Here is a 17,874-nt window from a genome sequence, read left to right as displayed (position 1 = left end):
ACAGAAAGTCCTACCAGTCTTCAGCTTTTTTGAACGTTATACTCACTAGCACAGGGTTTTCTGATGATTCAATGATATCTAAAGTTGTACCCTCTGAAAAGCTGTATTGCCCTTCTTCCAGTTCTTCAATTAGCTCTGCAATATCGACAGAAGCCAAAGCGCCATACATTACACCTGATTTCCACAGACTTACGCTTAAGGCATAGTTTTCTTCCGGTTCGGCTTTTCTAATATCCATCCTTACCTTCTTACCTGCTCCCCTGTCTATGAGAAACTTGTTTCTTCCGGCTTCTCCACCAAACATAGACAGGTACACCATGTGGTCGCCAAAAGTTGATACCATATTCCAGTACTTACCTGATTCACGCATATCCAGGAAAATATTCTCTGGCGTTTCTTGCAAGCCCCTGAAGTACCACTCATTACCAAAGTTGTAATGAACCATTGGGCTAAATTTCTCTTCATTAAAATAGTAAGTAGTATCTCCCATCAATCTTTGATAAAGTATGCCTTCTTTATAAGTATTAACTGTTGAGTTAGATGTATAGATTCTGAAGTTTAAAGACTCTCCTGCAGGAAGGTGAGTCTGCCTCGTCCTGAGACCTTCATCGACAAAAGCAAAATTAAACCGAAGTGAATCGTCTAAAACAGCATACATTACATCCATCGCATAGCCATCGCGATAAGGAATAACATGTCCTGCCTCAATTCTAAAATCTTTGGCCTTGAGAAAATCTCCTTCCAGGCTATACCATTTGATATATCGACCCCGGCTATAAATCACCAGTGAGTCTCCCTCCATCCACATATCCTGAACGTATTCGTATTCCTCAGGGCCTTCGCCCTTTCTGTTAATCCTGTTGACCAATTCACCGGTAGTGGTGAAAACGTAAATATCCCCCTCATTCCCACTAGTAAAAATTACACGGTCATTATGAATCAAGTAGTTGTTGGCATAGCCCAGCAAGGACTCATCTGTCTCTTCCAATCTGGTGAATTCAACGGATTCAATTAATTCGGCAAAGTGTTTTGTCTCTACTCCATTGATCATGTCATAGGAGACAAAATCATCTGATACTACAGGGAGGGAAGAAGTGGATTCAGTTTCATCACCACCTGAAGAACAGGCAGAAACGGTCAGGCAAAAAACAATCAGGAATAAGGTCTTTTCAAATTTGTGCATGGTATTGGGTTTACCTTTCTATTTTAACTAAATTATTCGTTAGAATAAAATTGATCATAAAAAAAGCCGGTCATTAATTGACCGGCCATTTCTATATCTACTAGATCTTGAATTACTCTTATTGAATGACACCCAGTTCTTTACCCACTTCAGTAAAGGCAGCAATGGCCTGATCCAGGTGATGTCTTTCATGCCCGGCAGAAACCTGAACACGAATTCTTGCCTGCCCTTTAGGTACCACAGGATAGAAGAACCCAATCACATAAATACCTCTTTCCAACAATGCATCGGCCATTTGCTGAGCCAATGGTGCATCGTATAACATGACAGGGACAATAGCATGTTCTCCTGGCTTAATATCAAAGCCGGCTTTTGTCATTCCTTCTCTGAAATACTTGGTATTCTCTTCGAGCTTATCTCTGAGTTCTGTTGTTTCTGAAAGCATATCAAAAACGGCAATAGACGCACCGACAATTGATGGTGCAAGGGTATTTGAAAACAAATAAGGTCTCGATCTCTGACGAAGTAAATCAATGATCTCTTTTTTACCTGAAGTAAAACCTCCACTGGCCCCACCAAGTGCCTTACCCAATGTTCCTGTAATGATATCCACTCTATCCATACAGTTACGGAATTCATGTACACCTCTACCCGTTTTACCCATGAATCCGGTTGAATGACATTCATCGGTCATTACCAAAGCACCATACTGATCGGCCAGATCGCAGATCTTGTCCAGTTGCGCAATTGTTCCGTCCATTGAAAAGACGCCATCCGTAACCACAATCATATTTTGCGCACCTTTAGCCTTTGCTTCTTTGAGTTGCTTCTCCAGGTCTTCCATATTATTGTGCTCAAAACGGAATCGCATGGCTTTACAAAGTCTCACACCATCGATAATTGAAGCGTGGTTCAATGCATCGGAAATAATAGCATCTTCAGGCCCCAGTAATGGCTCAAACACACCTCCATTAGCATCAAATGCCGCAGCATAAAGAATAGTGTCTTCCATGCCCAGGAATTCAGAAATTTTCTTTTCCAGTTCCTTATGAATGTCTTGAGTACCACAGATGAATCGGACCGATGACATACCGAAACCGTGAGTGTCAATTGCCTGCTTGGCGGCCTCTACTACCTTCGGGTGAGAAGACAATCCAAGGTAGTTATTAGCACAAAAGTTTATGACTTCTTTACCGTCAGCTGTTTTGATATCTGCAGCCTGGGGGGTAGTGATAATTCGCTCCTTTTTATACAAACCGGCCTCTTTGATTGATTCTAATTCAGCTTCCAGCTTGGGTTTCAGCGTATCGTACATATTAACTCGTTTTAGGTTTTACAATTTTAGGCTTAGCCATGGGCTTTCTTTGAACAGGTTTCTCTACTTCTTCTGTCAGGGGATAAGACCGTCTGACCTTATTGATTAGAAAAAGTTTTTGAGCAGTAAAGCTGTTAGGATGAACCTGATCGAAAAGTCTCTTCAATTCCATAAACCTTCCCATTTCAGCAGATGCGAATGCCTTAGGGTCAATTTTTTTCTGCCTGAGCCAGGTTTTGAAATCGGGATGTTCCATAGAGAGACAAATATAAGCATGAGATTTCATTCGCCTTTGCTAACGCAAACGTTTTACATCTAAGGCCTATTAATTAATATTGCAGCTTAAATAGAAAGTGGATGGATAAAGTATTAGTGATTGGTGCAAGTGGGCAGTTAGGTTCTGAACTCACTTTAGCCCTGGCAGAATTATTTGGTGAAAGCAATGTAGTTGCTTCGGACATCTCTTCGGCCAGTGCTTCTATCAAGCACCTTGCATTTGAGCAACTCGATGTAATGAACACTAAGCAGCTGGGTGAGATCGTAGATAAGCATCAGATCACTCAGGTGTATCATTTAGCAGCGATTCTATCTGCTAAAGGAGAAGAAAATCCACAATGGGCCTGGAATCTGAATATGACCAGCCTATTGAACGTCCTTGACCTGGCTAAAGAAAAACAACTCAAAAAAATCTACTGGCCAAGTTCTATTGCCGTGTTCGGACCTACCACTCCATTCGACATGACTCCTCAGCATACGGTAATGGCGCCAACTACAGTATATGGTATCAGTAAGCAGGCAGGAGAAAGATGGTGTGAATATTACTTCCAGAAATATGGAGTAGATGTTCGATCAATCAGATACCCGGGCTTAATAGGCTACAAATCATTACCGGGAGGGGGCACAACCGATTATGCAGTAGACATTTATCACAAAGCACTGGCCGGTGAAGACTTTACCTGCTTCCTGTCTGAAAATACTGCATTGCCTATGATGTATATGCCCGATGCCATTAAGGCAACCATTAATCTGATGGAGTCTCCGGCAGAGCAAATCAAAGTAAGATCGAGCTACAATGTAGCTGGCTTCTCCTTCACTCCTGCTGAACTCGCAGAATCCATCAGAAAATTCCATCCGGAATTCAACATTAACTATGCGCCCGACTTCAGACAAAAGATTGCTGATAGCTGGCCAAACAGTATTGACGATTCTGCTGCCCGAGCTGATTGGGGCTGGCAGCCAGACTATAATGTTGATCAGATGTCTGAAGATATACTGGCCAATCTGCCTAAATACTTCGATATAGTGACTCAATAATCGAAAATGCTTATTTTCATCTCCATAAAGGTTAAGCTTTGAGGAGAGAAAAGACATTTAGCATTCCAAGGTTCTTATTCGAACTGATCATTGTATTTATTGGTGTATATGGTGCTTTTGAGTTAAACCGGTACCAGCAAGGTATCCGGGAAGACAAAATCAGAAAGAATTACTTTATCAGTTTTAAATCCGAGCTAACCAAGCTCATTTCTAATATTCGACATGCTGAAGAAGCCATTAATGACGAGCTACTGAGAATTGAGAGTTCTGCAGATAAAAACGAAAGCTTTCTTCCACTCTATATTAACTTTACAGAGTCTCTTCTGATTACTCAGGCAGGGTTCAATGATGATGTCTTTGTTCAGCTTGACCCGGGACTGGCATCAAGCCTGGTTGGTGGATACGATCAGGTGAAACTGCTGGAGAACAAAATCAGCCAATACCATAACCATACCACCACACTATTAGGACTCAGGCTTTCCGATCTATACGACAGCAGCGGCAGTCTCAAGATTGAATATGGTTGGTATCTTAAAGAGCTCAATCAACTCAATAACTATTTGAGCCAATTGGGTACTATGATGCAAAGCCAGGCGCTTCCTGCTGTTGATGATATTATAGAAGACTTGTAAGTACATTACAACCAAAGAGTTACAATCGGGGTCTAGGAGAAAAAATGCAAGATGAAAAAGCTACTCTTTTTTCTTCCCGCTTTCCTACTTCTGGCATGTGGAGAAGATATCAATCCCGGTGAAAGCAATCGCTTCTTTTATGCTCATTCGGAGCTTACCGCTCCTGAGAGTAATTCCGGCACCTATGTAGAATGGACAGAGGGTAATAAGATCATATTCCGCTATGCACTGGTACACCCCGATTCAAAAGAGATTGCGGATGACGAACTGACTGAAATCTTCTGGATAGAAATCCCATCAGATGTGAACAGTTTTTCAGTCAACTTAGAAGCTGACTCTGATATTGAAACCTACTATACAAGAATGTGCTTCTGTGGATTCGAAGCCTTTGAGTTCACCCAGTTAGAAGCTTCAGGCAAGAAGCTAAGTAATGGTACCTGGGAGGTGTCTTTTAAAATGAAGGCTAAGACAGCTTCCTATCACGAAGAGTATTCATTGGAGGACTCAGGCATCTACTTCCCCGGACAAAGAAATAACCCATAAAAAAAGTGTCTCGAAACACCCCTTCAAGAAAACCTGAAGTCCGTGCTTTCGAGACACCTAATGATAATCTATGACTAAATCCTATTCTCCCTGGCTCAAAGAGTAAGCTCTTTCACCATCGAAGTGATAAAGATGTTCTGTCTTAATAAAGTCAAAACCTGCCTTCTGTACACTTTGGAGTAGCTCAATTACATCACTGTTCTGAAGTACCTTCCCTTCAGGGTTGGTAAATCTACATCTCCAGTGGTCGGTCTTAAAGGTTTCAGGTAAACCGTTAGGATAAACCAAAACGCCTCGGTTAGAGATCAATTTCAGCTTCAGATTTTCGGTTGAAGCATCATTCAATAATCTGTCCCCAATTTCATTGGCATCTCTGCTCTCACCTCTCCAATCGATGAATACATCAACTCCAACCAACTCCTTCTTCATCGCTGGTTTCTCTTTCACATCAATCTTAATTTGTACATTTTCATCATAATGTACCGCCTTAAGCTTAGTTGGCTTCTGTCCCAATCTTTCAATTACGGCATCTGCGAATTCCTTCGTTCCTACCCTTTCTACACTTCTCTGCGAACGATAGATATCAGCTGTATGGATACCATCTTCCAGGGTTTTCAACCATGCATTCTGGATGAGCTCGGCTTTATCGGCCTTACCCAACTGTACCAGCATCATAGTAGCACCGTTCAATAGACCAGATGGGTTCGCAATATTCTGTCCGGCAATATCAGGGGCAGAACCATGAATTGCCTCAAACATAGCGTGATTCATACCAATGTTGGCCGAACCAGCCATACCTACTGATCCAGCTACTTCTGCAGCGATATCAGAGATCACATCACCATAAAGGTTAAGCGTAACTACTACATCGAGTGACTCTGGTCTTGCTGCTACAACAGCAGACCCGATATCGATAATCCAGTGATCGGCAGCGATATCCGGATATTCTTTAGCTATTTTATTGAAGACATTGTGGAACATACCATCGGTATGCTTCATAATGTTATCCTTCGTCATACAAGTCACCTTTTTACGGTTATATGCTCTGGCATATTCAAAGGCGTAACGAATGATTTTTTCTGAACCTGGCTCAGAAACCAGTTTCAGGGTTTGAACCACCTCACTGGTTTGCTGATGCTCGATACCTGCATATAAGTCTTCCTCATTCTCTCTTACAATCACCACATCCATGTGAGGGAAGTGAGACGGCACATAAGGAGGATAAGCTCTAAAAGGACGAACATTTGAGAAGAGTCCTAATGACTTTCTGATGGTTACGTTCAAACTTTTATATCCACCACCCTGAGGAGTAGTGATAGGGGCTTTCAGAAATACCGGGTTATTGCGAAGAATTTCCCATGACTCAGGACTGATTCCTGATTTGTGGCCTGCTTTGTAAACTTTCTCTCCAATCTCAATCACATCATAATCGAGACCAACTTCTGCTGCATCCATGATGCGAATAGTCGCATCCATAATCTCAGGACCAATTCCATCGCCATAAGCGACTGTAATTCTTTCAGTTTTGCTCATTTTATAGGGGTTTGTACTTCCGGCTGCAAAGGTAGTGACCGTAGCTTTTTTAAATAACATTAACCCGAAAATCTCTCAATTGTTAAGCTATTTTTTCTACGAACGGGCGTTAGGTTTTAGTTTCCGGCAACAGGCTATTATCTTTGACGCCTAGCTCAATTCAAATATGACTGCCTACAGCAATATTCTATTCGAAAATAAAGACGGAATTGTTCATCTGACAATTAACCGACCTGATAAACTCAACGCACTGAACATCAAAACCCTGGAAGAAATCAAAGATGCTTTCGAAAACATCTATGACGACTCTTCCATTCAGGGAGTAATCATTACCGGTGCCGGAGAAAAGGCCTTTGTAGCAGGTGCCGACATCTCGGAAATCGCTGAACTCTCAGAAGTAAATGCGCGAAAATTCTCAGAAAACGGACAGGAAATTTTTGCCGCTATTGAAAACTGTCACAAACCGGTAATTGCCCTGGTGAATGGTTTTGCATTAGGAGGTGGTTGCGAATTGTCAATGGCGTGTCATATGAGAGTGGCAACCGCCAATGCCCGTTTTGGCCAACCAGAAGTTAACCTGGGCATTATTCCCGGCTATGGTGGTACACAAAGACTGACTCAGTTGATTGGTAAGGCCAAATCGCTGGAACTTAACATGACTGGAGACATGATCAGTGCCGAAGAAGCCAAGACATTGGGTTTGGTCAATCATGTAGAAGTGGATGGTGAATCAGCCATAGCCAAATGCGAGGAAATTCTGAAGAAAATTGCTTCCAAAGCTCCTTTAGCCATCGGCTTAGTAATTGACTGCGTCAACGCTGTTTATAATGAGCAGGAGAATGGATACCAGACTGAAGCCAACAGTTTTGCAGCTTGTACCAAAACGGCTGATTTTAAAGAAGGTACTCAGGCTTTTCTGGAAAAAAGGAAAGCCAATTTCAAAGGAGAATAAACACCATTAACCCAAAGCGATCGTTAATAGCAGGATTTGCAGAACATTTCCTGCTTTACACATCGAAAGCTTTATATTGAACAGTGATAGTTCGCGACTCGCTACACATCTATGAGTCAAATTAAAAAACTGGCGGGCCAAACCGCCTATTATGGCATCAGCAGTATTCTTGGAAGGGCACTGAATTTCCTGCTTTTACCCATCTGGACTGCGCGTCTTGAAAGAGCGGAATATGGTAGTGTTAGTTATCTGTATAGTCTGATCGGTATATGCCTGATCATCTATACTTTCGGTATGGAAACCTCCTTCTTTCGCTTTAGCCGAAAGGAAAATGCCCAATCGGCCTATAACAATGCAGGCACAGCTGTTCTGATTGTTTCTACTATCCTTTCAGCAAGCCTGTTTCTGTCAGCCCCCTTATTAGCCACTCTGACCGGAGAGGCTACTCAGCCGATCTACATTCAGTACATGGCTGTCATACTCTTCATCGATGCAGTAGTAGCCATCCCTTTTGCTAAACTAAGGCTGGAAGAGAGAGCGTTGAAATTTGCCCTGATTAAAACAGGAGTCATTACACTGACAATTATCCTTAATCTCCTCTTTATTATTGTATTCCCCGATATTCTAGATGGAAAGTACCTGACATCACTTCAGCCATTCGTGAATAGTGTTTATAGTAAAGGGCATGGTGTAGGATATATTTTTGTAGCTAACCTTATTGCCAATGCGTTCTATTTACCTTTCCTCTGGCGGGAATTCAGGAAGTTGAAGCTACAGATTCACTGGCCCACCTTTAAACCTATGTTCACTTATGGTTTCCCCATCTTCCTAATGGGTCTGGGTGGAATATTCAATGAGCAAGGATACAACCTCATCATGGAGGCGTTGCTTGATCTGGAATCACTCGGTGTATTTGCCAGTGCGGTTAAACTCAGCGTAATCATGATGTTAGGCATTCAGGCCTTCCGATATGCTGCCGAGCCCTTCTTCTTCAATCATGCAGAAAACAAAGAAGCCCCCGCTCTCTTCGCCCGAATTATGCACTACTTTGTTGTCTTCAATATTTTCATGCTCGTAGCGGTTGCGCTAAACATTGATCTAATCAGTGACTTGTTTCTGCGAAAACCGGAATATAAGGAAGCCCTCCATGTTCTCCCCATACTATTGCTGGCCAAGCTTTTTTATGGAATTTATGTTAACCTGAGTGTCTGGTTCAAAATCAAAGACAAGACCATTTTCGGAACTTATTATGCCTTGATTGGGGCTACCGTAACCATGGTGGGTAACATTTTACTCATCCCAGTCTTAGGTTACTTCGGTAGTGCTTTGGCAGGTCTGCTATGCTATGGTGTAATGTGCCTGCTTTGCTATTCGAAAGGCCGGAAAGTATTTCCGGTCCCTTATCAGTTCGCTCCTCTTTTTATCTATTTAATACTTGCCTTGGGCATAGTCTATGGCGCAGAGTTAATTGAAATAACCAATCAGTGGCTTTCATATGGTTTCGACTTGCTTGTTACCGCTATTTTTGCTGTATTTATGTATTTAAGGGAAGGCAAATCATTGAAATACAAAACCGTAGGTACAAATACCTGAGTCTTTGAATGATATGTTAAACCTATCCCCTTAATCAGTCGTTGCCAGTATTAATTGTGAAGTTGAAATTTCATCGGTCCTTCTTGTTGCTTTGCCTCCTGATTGTCTCAGGACAATTCATTCATGCCCAGGGGGTTGAAGGCAAGCTCAAAGAGGAAACCACCAAATACGAGCAGGCCAATTCAGAATACATGCTCATAGAAGCGGCAAAGTTTTTTCTGCTCGAAGACTACGAACGTGCACTGGCTTTCTTAGACAAGGCTCTGGAGGTAGATCAAAAGAACCATGCAGCTTACTTCAAGAAAGCTGAAATCTATCTGGCTCAAAACAAGCCTGAAGAAGGTCTTGAAGCCATAAGAGAGGCTATCAACCTGATAAGAGATAATAAGTACTACTACGTCTTAGGAGCACAACTTGAAAAAGCCAATAAAAACATGGCGGGTGCCGCCTCCTTTTACGGCATGATGGTGGAACAATCGACAGATTTCGAGACCTACCTGGTAGAACTGGCTACCACTTTCCAGGCCACTAATCAATTGGGTGAGGCTATAGACATTTTCGAGAACCAGTCTAACCTTACACTCGACCAAAGCATGAAGCTGGTTGAAATGTATGTGCAGGATTCTAAGGAGAACAAAGCAGTCCGTTTAATGGAAACCCTACTGCTTCAACATCCACAAGACATGGATTTGAAATACCAGTACGCCAACTTATTGTATACAGTGGGAGATACAAAAAAAGCAATTGATGCCCTGGAAGCCGAACCTGTGAAAACAGCGCAAATGAGGCTTCTTCTGTCTAATCTCTATGCCGGAAACGGTCAGTCAGATGCCAGGTATTCCTTACTATTAGAATCATTCGGTGACCCTGAAGCATCCCTAACCGATAAAACTCTCCTGCTTGGACAGCTTATACTGGAAAGCGGTGATGATTTACCTGTTAACCTACTGGATAGCCTGCAAACCAGCCTGGAATATCAGTACCCGGATGAAGCCCTTGCCATTGAAAACGGCACCTATGTCTATACCCGGCTGGCAGAAATAAGCGATGGTGACCAAAAGGCACTTTACCAGACCAAGGCAATCAACCGATACAAGCAACTAAAAGACCTAAAACCAGGAGATTTCAAGGTATGGGACCAGGTATTGACTTACGAATACAATTCAGGTGATTGGGAAACACTCAGTGCAGATGCTGAAGAAGCATTAAGTCTTTACCCTAACCAGGCTATTTTCTATGTCTATCTGGCTAGTGCCAAAATCGAGTTGGAAGAACCTGAAGAGGCAGAAGACCTACTAAGTCAGGCCGCCAGAATGAGCAGATCAAACCCACTGCTTACCAGCCAGATATTGGGCAAACAGGCTGAAGTAGCCCAAATGAAAGGAAATATCTCTGCTGCTGCAGGACTCTATGAGCAGGCACTAAAGCTAGAGCAGGTACACCCGGAAATCAGCATAAATTATGGCCAGTTCGTAGCTAACTTCAGTCCACAGGAAAGATTCGTGACTAACAACAGGTCCGGAGAAGTAGAAATAAAGAATGTAGAAACAACACCTGCCAGGAGATCGGCTGACATGGAAGCTGCTTACCAGAAAGCCAATACCTATTATCAGGAAGGCAACTTAAATTCAGCGCTCCTTACACTATTGACTAATCTTCATACCTTTGAGGATAACAAAGACGGTGCTGTGATGGAGCTTTATGGCGATATATATTATCAACTCAAATTGTATGATATTGCCATGAAATATTGGAACAAAGCCAAAGAGTTCGGAGGCGCATCAGATAAAATAGATCAAAAAATTGCTAGCGGAAAAATCAATTAAACGAGCATCATTTATTGGCTTCAGCCTTTTGATTTTGCTCTTTACTGGTTGCAACAAAAGGTTTCTGGGTTTTAAATTCTCCCCCAGAGACGTTCTCACCATTGAAGAAGTAGAGTATGAGTATATCTCTACCAGATCCAAAATCAAGTACAAAAATGGCGATGACAAAACTAAAGCGACTGCCAATATTCGCATCAAGAAGGACAGTCTTATCTGGTTTACTTTAAGTAATGGTGTGGGTATTGAGGGAGCCAGAGGGCAAATTACTCAGGACTCTATCGTTATCATGGACCGCATCAATCGCCAGGCATTTGCTTATAGCTTTCAGGAATTAAGCGAACAGTTTGAATTCGAGTTTAACTATGCCCTTTTCCAGGCCATCATTATTGGTGATATGCCCATTCCTTTAACCAGAAATGATGATATAGTTGAGAAGAACAACAATTTCTATGTCACTCAGCGCGTAAGAGATTTGAGAGTAAGTAATATGGTGAGTTCAAAGAACCGAAGACTCGAAAATCTATTTGCTACTACCCTGAGAAATGACAATACACTGGAATTAAAGTATGGAGACTTCAAACCTCTGGATGAAAAGCCCTTTGCTTACAAGGCTCTGATGGTATTGACCTACTTTAAAGAAGGCAAGAAGCAAGAAGCTGAGATAGACATAGAACACAACAGGGTGAAGATTGAAGATGAATCACTGAGTTTCCCATTCAGTATTCCTGATCGCTATGAAAGGATTAAGTAGATTATTATTAATTATAGGTCTATTCACAACCCTGCTGGCAGGAGGTCAGCTCTTTGCTCAAAATGAACGTGCTCAACTGGAAAAGCAAAAGGCCGAGATACTCAGGAAAATAAAGGAGAATGAGAAAATTCTGAGCCAGACAGCCGCGCAGCGAAACACCTCTCTGGGACGACTAAAAGCACTTAACAACCAGATTTCTTCCAGATCATCACTGATCAAAGCCATCAATAGTGAAGTGGGCCTGCTCGATGAGGAAATAGCCGAAGATCAAAGCATCATTGATGCCATGGAAGAAGATCTTAAGGCATTAAAAGCGGAATACGCTCAAATGATTTACGCTACCCAGAAAACCAGTTCAGGGTTCAATCAACTTACCTTCCTGTTTGCTTCGAGTACATTCAATCAGCTATTCATGAGAATGAAGTACATCAAACAGTACGGAGAAGCCAGGCAAAAACAAGTACAACAGATAGAAATCGTTCAGCAAAACCTGAATGATCAGATTGAAGAGATAGAAATTCAAAAATCAGAAAAACAGGCCCTTCTGAATGATGAGTTGACAGAAAATCAAAAACTACAGGGACTTCAATCGGAGCAAAGAAGACTCGTTTCTCAGCTTGAACAGGAAGAAAACAGAATCCGCCAGGAACTGGATAAACAGCGGGAATCTGAAAGAGAGTTGACCAATCGGATTGAAGACATCATTGAAGCCGAAAGAAGAGCTGCTGCCCTCGCCAACATTGACATGACAGCCCTGTCTGCCGCTTTCGAAAAAGAAAAAGGGAAACTACCATGGCCGGTAGAGGAAGGTTTTGTTTCATCCAAGTATGGACTTCATTCCCACCCTACATTGAAAAGGGTACAGATCAATAATAAGGGAATCGATATTCAAACCAGTAGTGATGCTTACGTTAAGGCGGTGTTCCCCGGGAAGATCATTGCCATTCAATCAATTCAGGGTCAGGGAATTACCGTTATTATCCAGCATGGAGACTATTACACTTCCTATTCAAGACTGAAAGCGGTTACTGTACAAAAGGGCCAACAAGTGCAACCTGGTCAGGTATTAGGTCAGGTATTGACTAACAGCGAAAATATTACGGAGATGAAATTCAGGATTAATGCCACCAACGGCACGGTAAATCCTGAAAGCTGGCTGCAATCAAAGATCAATAAGCCATAACCCCTACCGATCATAAACGTTAGACGTTACACATAGACAAAAACAGACTATTTATAAACTAATTGCTTTTGCAAGCTTAAAATGATAGTTTTTGCCTATCTTTGAAACATTAGAATTTTATATCCATGGAAACAATTTTAGCGATAGGAATGCCGGGTGGACCCGAAATCTTTGTGATCTTGTTCATTGTTCTTCTTCTTTTCGGAGCAAAGAAAATCCCTGATCTGGCAAGAGGTTTCGGAAGAGGAATCAGAGAATTCAAGGATGCTACCAAAGAAATCAAGAAAGAGGTAGACGATGCTGGAAAAGAAATCGATAAAGAGTAAGGTTCAATGAAGGATTATCATCGGTTAGATGAGATTCAACAAGACCTTAAACAAAATCGAATTACCTGCACTGACCTCGTTGCATATTATCTGAACAACATTGAGCAAGGTAAAAGTCTCAATGCTTTCGTAGAAGTGTATGCAGAAGAGGCCAGAGACAGAGCAAAAGAAATAGATCAAAAATTATCAACTGATACAGCCGGCCCTTTAGCCGGCTTAATTTTTGGCATAAAGGATTTAATCTGCTACCAGGGCCATCAGGTCAATGGGTCAAGCAAAATTCTCCAGGGCTTCGAATCTCAGTTTTCAGCGACCGCAGTCGAACGACTGCTGGCCATGGATGCTATTGTCATAGGCAGGCAAAACTGTGATGAGTTTGGAATGGGCTCTTCCAACGAGAACTCAGCTCACGGCCATGTCAACAACCCTTTAGACGAAACCAGAGTCCCCGGAGGATCATCGGGAGGTTCCGCAGCCGCGGTGGCAGCCAATATGTGCCTGGTATCGTTGGGAACAGACACTGGAGGATCGGTAAGACAACCCGCGGCATTCTGTGGTATTACAGGCCTGAAACCCACCTACTCCCGAATCTCTAGATGGGGGCTCCTGGCTTATGCTTCCTCTTTCGACACCATAGGCATTTTTTCCAAATCGGTAGAAGACAACGCTATCGTACTTCAGGCCATAGCAGGAAGGGATGGTAAAGATGCTACCTGTTCTTCAAGAAGTGTCGCGGATTTCAGAACGGTTCAACCAGAGGAGCGGTACAAAGTCGCTTATTTCAAGGGGCTGCTGGATCATCAGGGCATTCAACCCGAAATCAGAGACCATTACCAGCAACTGATCAATGAACTCAAGGCGGCAGGACATGAATTGGTTGAGTGTGAATTTCCTTATGAAGATTACATTCTGCCTACTTACTACATCCTGACAACAGCCGAAGCCAGCACCAATTTGTCACGCTATGATGGTGTTCATTATGGCTACAGAAGTCCCCAAACAGAAGACCTGGAGTCTATGTATAAGCTTTCGAGAACAGAAGGCTTTGGAGATGAGGTAAGAAGACGCATATTGCTGGGCACCTTTGTACTCAGTGCTGACTACTATGACGCTTACTTTACTCAGGCACAAAAAGTAAGAAACCTGATCAAAAAGGCCACAGAAAACATACTGAAGGACTGCGATTTCATCATTACCCCGACTACGCCTACCACTGCCTTTGAACAAAACAGCCATAATAGTCCTTTAGAAATGTATATGGCAGATTTATTTACAGTTCAGGCTTCTATTGCTGGTATCCCGGCTATTTCTCTTCCATATGGAAAGGACACCAATCAAATGCCTATTGGTATGCAAATTATGTCTGGTGCTTTCGAGGAAGAAAAACTTTTTGCATTTTCGAAAATCCTGGAATCCAAAACACGTTAAGCTGTCAATGAAGAAGAGTTTAGCCGTCATTTTATTAGCAATAAGTATCATCAGCCTTCACGGTCAGGAAGACAAATTACCAGTGGAGATATATGATTACGCCCCTGACATCTCACGGGAGATGGAGGAAAAGCTATACAATGAACTAAACCTCGAAATCGACATTGCGTACAACGATCGCGTTCATGCCTTCATCAACTATTTCACTGTTCGTGAAAGAGGCTATACGCGGGAAATGCTCAGAAGAAAAGAAATCTACTTCCCCATCTTCGAAAAGTATCTGGCCAAATACGAATTACCTCAGGAACTGAAGTACCTGCCAATTATTGAAGCTGGACTCAATCCAAAAGCCGTATCAGGACCACAAGCTGTAGGACTTTGGCAATTCATGTCGCCCACTGCCCGCCAGTATGGACTGCATATTGACTGGTATGTTGATGAGAGAATGGACCCGGAAAAAGCTACGGAAGCAGCCTGCCGTTACATCAAATGGCTATATGGCATGTTCGATGACTGGAAACTGACACTCGCAGCCTACAATAGTGGAATAGGTAATGTTTGGAGAGCCCAGCGCAGAGCCGGAAAGAAAGACGATTTCTGGGCAGTGTATAATTACTTACCAAGAGAAACCCGCTCCTATGTACCGCAATTCGCAGCCATTCTCTACGCCATGGAGTATGCTGACGTACACAACATCTACCCTACTGAAGAACTGCTTCCTATCGACTACGACATAGTAAAAACCAACCAGTTCGTTTATCTCAAGACCTTTGCCGAAGAAAGTGGTATCAATGAAGAAACACTTACGCAATTAAATCCTGGTATCAAGAAAGGAGCCATACCAGCTAATTTCAAAGATTTTGAATTGAGGATCCCTCGTCATCAGGCAGAAGAGTTCTACAGCCGTCAGGATGATATTATGGCTAAAGCTGAAGCCGATAAGGTAGAGTTCGAGAAAATTGCCAAGAACATGCCAGGCAGCACTTTTGGTAAAGAACGCGTAATCTACCGGGTAAGAAGTGGTGATGTACTTGGTACCATTGCCAGAAAGCACAATGTGCGTGTGGCCGACTTAAAAGCATGGAACAATATCAGAGGCTCATTGATTCGCGTAGGACAGAAGTTGGAAATATTCACCGGTCCGGATTTCTATGATAGCAGCTCAGCAAAAAGTCAGCAGGTGAGAAATCAACCCATCCCCGATTCCAAACTCCATGAGGTAAAACCTGGTGACACACTATGGGATATTTCTCGTATGTATAAGGGGCTGAGTATCGAGCGAATCAAGGAATTAAATAACCTGAAGGGCAACTCCATTAAGCCCGGTATGAAGCTCCGAGTAGGTTAGTAAAATTCAACAACTAAACTTTTAGTAGTTTTTCTTGTTATTGAAATGAGAAATAGTTTCTTTGAATCGAAATAACATGAGCGTTATGAAAAAATTAGCTGCATATATCCTAATAGCCCTTTTCACTGTCGCATGTACAGGTGAGAAAGATGGCGCCAAAGTAGACATTGATGGTGACGGAAAAGCCAAAGCCAAGAATGAAGCCTACCTGCCGGAAGCTTCAGGAGAGCCAGGCGAGATTGTGATCGTCATGAACAAAAGGAAATATGATGGTGAATTAGGTGAAGCCATTAAAGAGGTGTTCAGAGAGCCGGTTCCCGGACTTACCAGAACAGAGCCAATGTTCACCATCCGTGTGATTGAGCCGTTTGAATTCAATCGTATTTTCAAGATCGCCAGAAACCTTGTTTATGTAGTGAGCCTCGAAGGTGAATCTGCTGCAGACAAATGGTTACAAGGTACTTTCAGTGAAAGCTCTAAGCAGGCCATTCTCAATGACCCGAGCAGGTTCATGCAGACATCAGATAATCAATATGCCAAAGACCAGAAAGTGCTTCAGCTTTTCGGTAAAGATGATGCTACGCTGATCGACAATATTCTGGAGAATGCTGATGTTATTCAGAACTACTTCAATATTGCAGAGAAGGAAAGACTGGCCAACTCATTGAAAATGACTACAGCCTCAAGAGGCATTCTAAACAGAGTAAATGACGAGTTGGGTATTTCCATTAAAATCCCTGGAAGTTACGAATTGGCCATGCTTGAGAGTGACTTCATGTGGGCCAGATATTTACCAGCTGTTGGCCCAAGTAAAAACCTATTCGTCTATAGTAAAGACTATAAATCTCAGGAAGAATTTGAGCCGGAGAACATTATTAAGCTGAGGGATGAAATAGGCAAGAAATATATCTATGGTGACCCTCAGAACCCTGAGTCCTTCATGTTGACTGAAAACAAATTCATGAAGCCAGTCTTCAGGAATATCAATTTCAAGGACCGCTACACAGTAGAAATGAAAGGAGCATGGAAAACCAACAACTACTCTGTAGGTGGAACTTTTGTCAGCTATACTTTCGTGGATGAAGCCAAGGGCAAACTCTACTACATCGAAGGCTTTGTGATTTATCCGAATGAAGATCACCGTGAACTAATCAGAGAAATGGAGTCGCTCCTGACAACTTTCCGAACTAGTTGATAGAAAAACGGCTGATGCAGTAAGGATTTAAGGAATCTTATTAATTTTAGGAATGGCAAGTAATACTTGCCATTTTTGTTTTTACAAAACACCAGCCAAAATATGTTTGCTTACTTGAAAGGGAAACTGGCTTTTCAGGACCCAACTTATGTAATAATAGATATCAACGGAATCGGATACGAAGTAAAGATTTCATTGAATACCTTTTCGAAGGTAAAAGACAAGGAAAGCATTCAGCTCTTTACCCACTTTCATGTAAAGGAAGATGCTCAGGTGCTCTTTGGTTTCGCAGACCAACACGAAAAAAGCATTTTTCAACACCTCATTTCTATTTCGGGAGTCGGTCCCTCCACCGGGTTAATGGTACTCTCTTCTCTCAGTCCCGAAGAGGTTGAAGAGGCTATACTTGGTGAAGACGTTAGAACCATTCAGGCCGTTAAAGGCATTGGTGCTAAAACAGCTCAAAGAATTATTCTGGAGTTGAAAGACAAAATCGCTAAAACCTCAGCTTCTGGCGACCTGATAAATATCCCATCTTCTAGTCGCAATACTATAAGAAACGAAGCTTTAGCAGCGTTAGTAACCTTAGGCATTAACAAAGCAGCTGCACAAAAGAGCATCGATAAAATCTTAAAAGAGCGCTCAGGGGAAATAAGTCTGGAAGAATTGATAAAGTTGGCACTCAAAGCAGCTTGAGCTATTTCATAAGTATTGGTTAGTCACAAGCGTAAAATATTATTCGTCTTCTTCCT

General features: G+C 42.3%; 17 protein-coding genes. 13 read left to right on the top strand and 4 right to left on the bottom strand.

What is annotated here, in order from left to right; genetic code table 11:
• Positions 1-10: 10 nt before the first annotated feature.
• From ACOOEY_RS15450 to ACOOEY_RS15440, 3 genes are all read right to left on the bottom strand, one after another.
• Positions 11-1,183 (bottom strand): 6-bladed beta-propeller, encoded by a 1,173-nt coding sequence (locus ACOOEY_RS15450; RefSeq protein ID WP_420385622.1) that lies wholly within the window; start codon positions 1,181-1,183, stop codon positions 11-13.
• A gap of 118 nt (positions 1,184-1,301) precedes the next feature.
• On the bottom strand, positions 1,302-2,498 hold the full coding sequence (kbl, locus tag ACOOEY_RS15445) for a glycine C-acetyltransferase (RefSeq protein WP_420385621.1): 1,197 nt from the start codon (positions 2,496-2,498) through the stop codon (positions 1,302-1,304).
• Between the two features lies 1 nt (position 2,499).
• Positions 2,500-2,754 carry a hypothetical protein gene (locus tag ACOOEY_RS15440; protein ID WP_420385620.1) on the bottom strand — a complete coding sequence of 85 codons (255 nt, stop codon included), beginning with the start codon at positions 2,752-2,754 and terminating at the stop codon, positions 2,500-2,502.
• 101 nt (positions 2,755-2,855) lie between these two features.
• Here ACOOEY_RS15440 and ACOOEY_RS15435 point away from each other — a divergent pair, with 101 nt between their 5' ends.
• From ACOOEY_RS15435 to ACOOEY_RS15425, 3 genes are read left to right on the top strand one after another with little or no spacing between them, the layout of a single operon-like run.
• Complete coding sequence (locus ACOOEY_RS15435; RefSeq protein ID WP_420385619.1) at positions 2,856-3,812, top strand: NAD-dependent epimerase/dehydratase family protein; 957 nt, start codon at positions 2,856-2,858, stop codon at positions 3,810-3,812.
• Between the two features lie 38 nt (positions 3,813-3,850).
• The gene (locus ACOOEY_RS15430) at positions 3,851-4,444 is read left to right on the top strand and encodes a hypothetical protein (protein ID WP_420385618.1); all 594 of its coding nucleotides are present in this window, start codon (positions 3,851-3,853) and stop codon (positions 4,442-4,444) included.
• 51 nt (positions 4,445-4,495) lie between these two features.
• Entirely contained in the window at positions 4,496-4,987 is a 492-nt protein-coding gene (locus ACOOEY_RS15425; RefSeq protein ID WP_420385617.1) for a hypothetical protein, read from the top strand.
• Between the two features lie 81 nt (positions 4,988-5,068).
• Here ACOOEY_RS15425 and ACOOEY_RS15420 read toward each other — a convergent pair whose 3' ends face one another.
• Positions 5,069-6,520, bottom strand: coding sequence for an NADP-dependent isocitrate dehydrogenase (locus ACOOEY_RS15420; RefSeq protein WP_420385616.1), 1,452 nt, complete (start codon positions 6,518-6,520; stop codon positions 5,069-5,071).
• Between the two features lie 166 nt (positions 6,521-6,686).
• On the opposite strand from ACOOEY_RS15420, the gene ACOOEY_RS15415 reads away from it, so the two are divergent.
• The 10 genes from ACOOEY_RS15415 (at position 6,687) to ruvA (ending at position 17,818) form a co-directional block, all read left to right on the top strand.
• A complete protein-coding gene (locus tag ACOOEY_RS15415) occupies positions 6,687-7,472 on the top strand; it encodes an enoyl-CoA hydratase/isomerase family protein (protein WP_420385615.1) in 786 nt (261 codons plus the stop codon).
• A gap of 111 nt (positions 7,473-7,583) precedes the next feature.
• Positions 7,584-9,065 (top strand): lipopolysaccharide biosynthesis protein, encoded by a 1,482-nt coding sequence (locus tag ACOOEY_RS15410; RefSeq protein ID WP_420385614.1) that lies wholly within the window; start codon positions 7,584-7,586, stop codon positions 9,063-9,065.
• Between the two features lie 56 nt (positions 9,066-9,121).
• Complete coding sequence (locus tag ACOOEY_RS15405) at positions 9,122-10,891, top strand: tetratricopeptide repeat protein (protein WP_420385613.1); 1,770 nt, start codon at positions 9,122-9,124, stop codon at positions 10,889-10,891.
• Positions 10,892-10,925: 34 nt separating this feature from the next.
• Entirely contained in the window at positions 10,926-11,642 is a 717-nt protein-coding gene (locus ACOOEY_RS15400; RefSeq protein WP_420385612.1) for a DUF4292 domain-containing protein, read from the top strand.
• Positions 11,626-12,825, top strand: a complete 1,200-nt coding sequence (locus ACOOEY_RS15395; protein ID WP_420385611.1) for a murein hydrolase activator EnvC family protein — start codon at positions 11,626-11,628, stop codon at positions 12,823-12,825. Before ACOOEY_RS15400 ends, ACOOEY_RS15395 begins: the two co-directional genes overlap by 17 nt.
• Before the next feature lie 125 nt (positions 12,826-12,950).
• Positions 12,951-13,151 (top strand): Sec-independent protein translocase subunit TatA/TatB, encoded by a 201-nt coding sequence (locus ACOOEY_RS15390; RefSeq protein ID WP_420385610.1) that lies wholly within the window; start codon positions 12,951-12,953, stop codon positions 13,149-13,151.
• A 6-nt stretch (positions 13,152-13,157) separates the two neighbouring features.
• Positions 13,158-14,579, top strand: a complete 1,422-nt coding sequence (gatA, locus tag ACOOEY_RS15385) for an Asp-tRNA(Asn)/Glu-tRNA(Gln) amidotransferase subunit GatA (protein ID WP_420385609.1) — start codon at positions 13,158-13,160, stop codon at positions 14,577-14,579.
• Between the two features lie 7 nt (positions 14,580-14,586).
• Complete coding sequence (locus tag ACOOEY_RS15380; protein WP_420385608.1) at positions 14,587-15,927, top strand: LysM peptidoglycan-binding domain-containing protein; 1,341 nt, start codon at positions 14,587-14,589, stop codon at positions 15,925-15,927.
• Positions 15,928-16,012: 85 nt separating this feature from the next.
• The gene (locus ACOOEY_RS15375; protein ID WP_420385607.1) at positions 16,013-17,122 is read left to right on the top strand and encodes a DUF4837 family protein; all 1,110 of its coding nucleotides are present in this window, start codon (positions 16,013-16,015) and stop codon (positions 17,120-17,122) included.
• A 102-nt stretch (positions 17,123-17,224) separates the two neighbouring features.
• Positions 17,225-17,818 carry a Holliday junction branch migration protein RuvA gene (ruvA, locus tag ACOOEY_RS15370; RefSeq protein WP_420385606.1) on the top strand — a complete coding sequence of 198 codons (594 nt, stop codon included), beginning with the start codon at positions 17,225-17,227 and terminating at the stop codon, positions 17,816-17,818.
• Positions 17,819-17,874 lie beyond the last annotated feature (56 nt).

The organism is Roseivirga sp., from assembly GCF_965216855.1.
Taxonomy (GTDB): domain Bacteria; phylum Bacteroidota; class Bacteroidia; order Cytophagales; family Cyclobacteriaceae; genus Roseivirga.
This window is presented reverse-complemented; position numbering and strand designations above follow the sequence as displayed.